The organism is Mycobacteriales bacterium, from assembly GCA_035504215.1.
Lineage (GTDB): Bacteria > Actinomycetota > Actinomycetes > JAFAQI01 > JAFAQI01 > DATAUK01.
Genome location: DATJSI010000114.1, coordinates 1 through 5,168, shown reverse-complemented (window position 1 = coordinate 5,168; position 5,168 = coordinate 1). Strand labels below are relative to the sequence as shown.

5 protein-coding genes are annotated in these 5,168 nt (G+C 66.0%); 1 reads left to right on the top strand and 4 read right to left on the bottom strand.

Annotated elements, in window-relative coordinates; all coding sequences use genetic code 11:
* The 3 genes from VME70_13945 to pstC all read right to left on the bottom strand — a co-directional run.
* Positions 1-1,006, bottom strand: a 1,006-nt coding sequence (locus tag VME70_13945) for a substrate-binding domain-containing protein (GenBank protein HTW21301.1), incomplete at its 3' end; no start/stop codon positions are given.
* Positions 1,003-2,109 (bottom strand): phosphate ABC transporter permease PstA, encoded by a 1,107-nt coding sequence (pstA, locus tag VME70_13940; protein HTW21300.1) that lies wholly within the window; start codon positions 2,107-2,109, stop codon positions 1,003-1,005. The genes VME70_13945 and pstA, both read right to left, overlap by 4 nt.
* A 1-nt stretch (position 2,110) precedes the next feature.
* Entirely contained in the window at positions 2,111-3,130 is a 1,020-nt protein-coding gene (gene pstC, locus VME70_13935) for a phosphate ABC transporter permease subunit PstC (protein HTW21299.1), read from the bottom strand.
* Positions 3,131-3,472: 342 nt separating this feature from the next.
* On the opposite strand from pstC, the gene VME70_13930 reads away from it, so the two are divergent.
* Positions 3,473-4,600 carry a hypothetical protein gene (locus VME70_13930; protein HTW21298.1) on the top strand — a complete coding sequence of 376 codons (1,128 nt, stop codon included), beginning with the start codon at positions 3,473-3,475 and terminating at the stop codon, positions 4,598-4,600.
* 171 nt (positions 4,601-4,771) lie between these two features.
* On the opposite strand, the gene VME70_13925 is transcribed toward VME70_13930, so the two are convergent.
* The coding region (locus VME70_13925) for an ATP-binding cassette domain-containing protein (GenBank protein HTW21297.1) at positions 4,772-5,168 on the bottom strand (397 nt) is incomplete at its 5' end.

Below are 5,168 nucleotides of genomic sequence, written 5' to 3'. Positions count from 1 at the left end.
TCTGCCGCTTCGGCGTGCTCATCGTCCCGTCGTTGCTCGCCGTCGGGATGATTCCGTACGAGTACGAGGACAAGGGGTAGGTGCGTTTGTCCGAGTACCCGTAGACGTTCTTGAGGTTCTCGAGCAGGTAGTTCTGCGAGCTCCGGTTGTAGTTGATGATCGCCTGCGTCAGGGCGACTGCCACGTTGTACTGCGTCGGGAGGGTGAAGTAGCCGGCTTTGTTCTCGACCTTGGCGACCGGGATGTTCTTGGCGATCGCGTAGGAGTACTCGTCGAAGCCGATCGCGCCCTGGCCGGAGGTGGAGGCCAGATAGTTCATCAACGTGTCCGAGCCGTTCAGCGCGACCTCGTTGGCCTTGTCGCTGGGCCAGTACTCGGTCGGCTTGTCCTTGCCCGCGAAGCGAGTCCAAGCGCTCGGGAACTCCTGGGCAAGGTAGGCCGAGAACTGATAGCTCGTCCCGGACCCCTCCGAGTGGACCAGCGGCACAATCGGGATCGACGGGAACTTCCGCCCGTTGTTGTCCTTCGTGATCTGCGGGGCGTCCCAATTGGTGATCGACCCCGTGAAGATGCCGGCAAGCGTCGCGCCGGAGAGTCGGAGGTTGCGCACCAGTTGCCCGGCCACCGTGAGGTGGTAGGGGAACGACGTCCCCCCCGCGACCAACGGAACGTAGGCGAACGCGCGGCCGGACGAGGTGTCGTTGGTACCGGTCAGCGGATCCTTGCCCTGGAAGCCGATGTCGGACACCGCGTAGTCGACGGCACGGTTGGCAAAGTCCTGGCGGCCCGCGGCCGAGCCGTTCGGGTTGAACGTAACCCTCAGGCCCTGCGCCGACACCTCTCCGATCCAGGCGTTGACCGCGTTGTAGGCCCAGGTCGAACCGGAGCCGTTGATCTGCGCGGTGCCGGAGGCGTAGGCCGGGGTGGGCAGCGTCCATGACACGGACATCAGCGCCGCTGCCGCAAGGGCGGCATAGCGAGCGGGGCGAAGTCGGCGAGGGTTCACCGGGCTGTGCCTTTCTGTCGCGCGAGCAGTCGCAACGCAACAAACAGGAGTAGGACGATCGTCAACAGCACGCACGCGGCGCCGAACGCGCGCTCGATTTCGAGCGGCTCGCCGGTTCGCACCGAGGTGAAGATGTACAGGGGCAGCGAGTTCATCGGGTCGCCGGTCGGGTTGAACCGGAGGAATGGCGTTGCGCCTGAGGCGATGAGTACGGGTGCGGTTTCGCCCACGGCGCGCGCGAACGCCAGGATCAGTGCCGTCGCCAACCCGGTCGCCGCGGTGGGGATCACGATCTGCAGCACCATCCGCCACTTCGGCGACCCGAGCGCCAGACTTGCCTCGCGCAACCCGCCCGGCACGATCCGAAGCTGGACCTCCGCCGTACGCGCGATGATCGGGAGCATGGTGATCGCGAGCGCGAGCGCCGCCGTCAAGCCGCCCTTTTCGAATCTCAGCGCGACGATAACCGTGGTGTAGATGAACAGCCCCGCCACCAGGTCGGGAAGGGCGGTCATCGCCTCGACCACGGTGCGAACGACCCGGGCGAGCCGGCCGCCGACTTCGCTCATGTAGATCGCCGCACCGATGCCGAGTGGGAGTGAGATCGCGGTGGCGATGGCGAGCTCGATGAAGGTTCCGACGATCGCATGCAGGATTCCGCCCTGGTTCAGCGGCGCCGTCGGGGAGACCCCACTCGCATCCTTCGTATAGAAGTTCAGGTGCAGGAGCGCGTGGCGGCCCCGGACGAACGTGAACACGATGGTGAAGACCAGCGCCAGCCCGACGATTCCTGCGGCTCCCGTGATCAGGGCTCGTGCGAGCCGATCGACCACCGCCGTTCTCGGGTGCGACATCGCAGTCACGCCCGTGTAGAGCGCGAGGAACACCGTGTACCAGCAGATCACGAACCCAAGCGCGCCGGACAGTGGGAGCAGTCGGTAGAAGATGATCCACACGACGCCGAGCGCACCGACGGCCGAGCCGACGACCGACATCACGTCGTCGACGGTTGTCGTGGTCAATGCCCGTGGCCGGTCCGCGTCGGAAGCCGGTGGCACGGCGCCGGAGCCGACCGGCTGCGCCGCAGGCGCGATCGATGCCATGTCAGATCTCCGTTGCCGCACCGCTGCGGCTGCGGCTGACGATGATCCCGGCAATCGTGTTGACGACCAGGGTCATGAGGAACAGCACGAAACCCGCCGCTTCCAAGGCTTTCAGCTGCAGGGAGGTAGCAGCACTGAAGTTGTTGGCGATCAACGCAGAGATCGTGTTTGCACCGTTCTGAAGCGCATGCCAGTTGATCTTGTAGACAAAGGAGATGATGAACAGCACGGCGATGGTCTCGCCGAGTGCCCGGCCGAGGCCGAGCATCGTGCCACCGATGATCCCGCCCCGTCCGAACGGAAGCACGACCGTGCGGATCACGCCCCACTTGGTCGAGCCGAGCGCAAGCGCCGCCTCGCGCTCACCCAGCGGTGCCTGCGCGAAGACGCCTCGCATCACGGCACACGCGAGCGGCGTCACCATCATCGCGACGACGATGCCGGCGATAAACGCTGACGAGGTGAACTTCGACTCCTGCCAGGTCGCCGAGTGCGCGTCAGTGCTGACGTGGAACAGCGGGAACCAGCCGAAGTACTCAGCCAGCCACCTCGACAGATGAATGACATGAGGCTCGAGCAGGAACAGACCCCAGAGGCCGTAGACGATGCTCGGCACTGCAGCCATCAGGTCGACCAGCGACACCAGGAGTGACCGTAGCCGCCGCGGTGCAAGCTCGGTAATGAACAGCGCGGTGCCGATGGCGAGCGGGAAGGACACCAGCAGCGCGATCGTCGCGATCTCTACCGTGCCGAAGATGGCGGCCAGAATGCCGATGACATTCAGGTCGGGATCCCACGCCTGCCCGGTGATGAAGTGGATGCCGTAGTGCCGGAGGACCGGAATCATCTGAAGTCCGAGGAACAGACCGATCGCTCCCGTGAGCACCAGAACGAAGATTCCGAGGCCTCGCGCCACCCCGTTGAATGCACGGTCGGCACCGGTGTGCCCACCGCTGATCTCTCGCGGTCCGTCGTGGTCCGAGTCGGGTCCCGGGGTGAGCTGAAGGGTGTCAGCGGTCATCAGACCAGTTCCCCTCCGAGTGCCGTGAGCATGACGAACCGCGCACTGCCCAAACTGCGGGTACTCGGCAACCGTGGAACTGACTGAAACCAAACGGCAGGTGTCGCAAAGACGAATAAAAGGTGTCTGCCCTCCGCGTCTGCGCCGGCTGGCAACACCATCCGAATGACCGATCAGTACGAACGCACCCAGGTGCCCGGATCGGGAGGTCGACCGGCGGGTGAACGCCGAGCGGTCGACCAATGAACACCCGCCGACGGGTGGCTCACGCCCGATCACGGGGCGCGAGCCCGGTCTTAGGGTGTGCTCGCCAAGAGCGCGCTCACACGGAGGACAAAACACATGATGCTCACGCGACGGCGACTGGTCGCCGGAGTCGGCGCACTTGCAATAACGGCCGGCACGCTGCTCACCACGATGGCGGGTGCGTCGGCCGACACGGTCACGCCGGGCTGGGAGCCCGACCCCAACGCGATCGGTTCGATCACCTTCTACAACTCCAGCGGGAACGTGATCACCGGCGGCAGCCTCGACACGGCGCCGTTCGCGGCGTACGCCGTCGCCGGCCACGCCGGCCGTTCCGGCGACAACCACGCCGACCTGTACGCGTTCACCCCGCAGGAAGGCGGCGCGAACCCGCAGACGTGGAGCGGTGACGTGCTCAGCGCAAGCCAGTACAACCCCGTCCCCGACGGGGTCCCGGCTGCGGTCACCGCCAGCGGTCACCCGTTCGTGGTCGGCACCGCGCAGGACTTCTCGATGAGCGACTACATCGGCGAGTACCCGAACAACCTCACCGACTCCGGGTACGCGGACCTCTATGAGATCCGCCTGTTCACCCAGGGACCCGGCCAGGAGTTCAACCCCGCGGCGTACGACCGCGTGGACATCGAGGTCAACTCCGGCGCCGGCACCTGGTCGGTCGTCTACCCGGGCGCCGCACCGACCCTCGACGGCAAGGTGACCGTCTCCGGCACCGTCCGCGTGGGCGAGAAGGTGACCTGCCACGCCACCTTCACCGGAGCGACGTCGGTGAGCTACCGATGGCTGGCCGACTCCAAGGCCATCTCCGGCGCGACCAAGAGCACGTACACGGTCGCGGCCGCCGAGTACAAGAAGTCACTAGCCTGCCGGGCAACGGGCACGAACAGCGGCGGATCGACGCCTGGCACCAGTACCGCGAAGAAGGTCGCCCTGGGTGCCGCCCTGAAGGCCACCACCAAGCCGAAGCTCTCCGGCCCGCACAAGGCCGGCAAGACCGAGAAGGTCTCGAAGGGCAAGTGGTCGCCGAGCGCCTCGTCGTACAGCTACCAGTGGTACGCGAACGGCAAGAAGATCAAGCACGCGACCAAGTCCAGCCTCAAGATCCCGAGCTCGGACAAGGGCAAGAAGCTCACCTGCAAGGTGATCGCGGCCCAGAAGGGCTACGCCAATGGCGGCGCCAAGACTGCGGCGGTAAAGGTGAGCTAGCGCGCAAGCGCTGAGCCAGCACTGACAGTGGGCGTCACCTCGATCGAGGTGGCGCCCACTGTGTTGTTCGCACCGTGCGACTAGAAGGTGGTCAGGCGATCAAGACCGGCGAGTGCCGGCCGAGCAGCGCCGACTCAGCGCCCGCGTAGCGGCGCGATGCGAGATCGAGGATCAGCCGAAGCGGCCGTGCACGTAGTCCGCGGTCCGCGAGTCCTTCGGGTGTTCGAAGATGTCCTCGGTCGAGCCGGACTCGACGATATGACCCGGGGTGCCTTGCTCGGCCAGGAAGAACGCGCACTGCTGGGAAACGCGCGCGGCCTGCTGCATGTTGTGGGTCACGATGACGATGGTGACCTGGTCGCGGAGGATCGCGATTGTCTCCTCGATCCTCCGGGTCGACGTCGGGTCAAGCGCCGAGCACGGCTCGTCCATCAGCAGGACGTCGGGGTTGACCGCGAGCGACCTCGCGATGCACAGTCGCTGCTGCTGACCACCGGACAGCGCCCCGCCAGGTGAGTCGAGCCGGTCCTTCACCTCGGACCACAACCCGCCACGCTGCAGGCAGTCC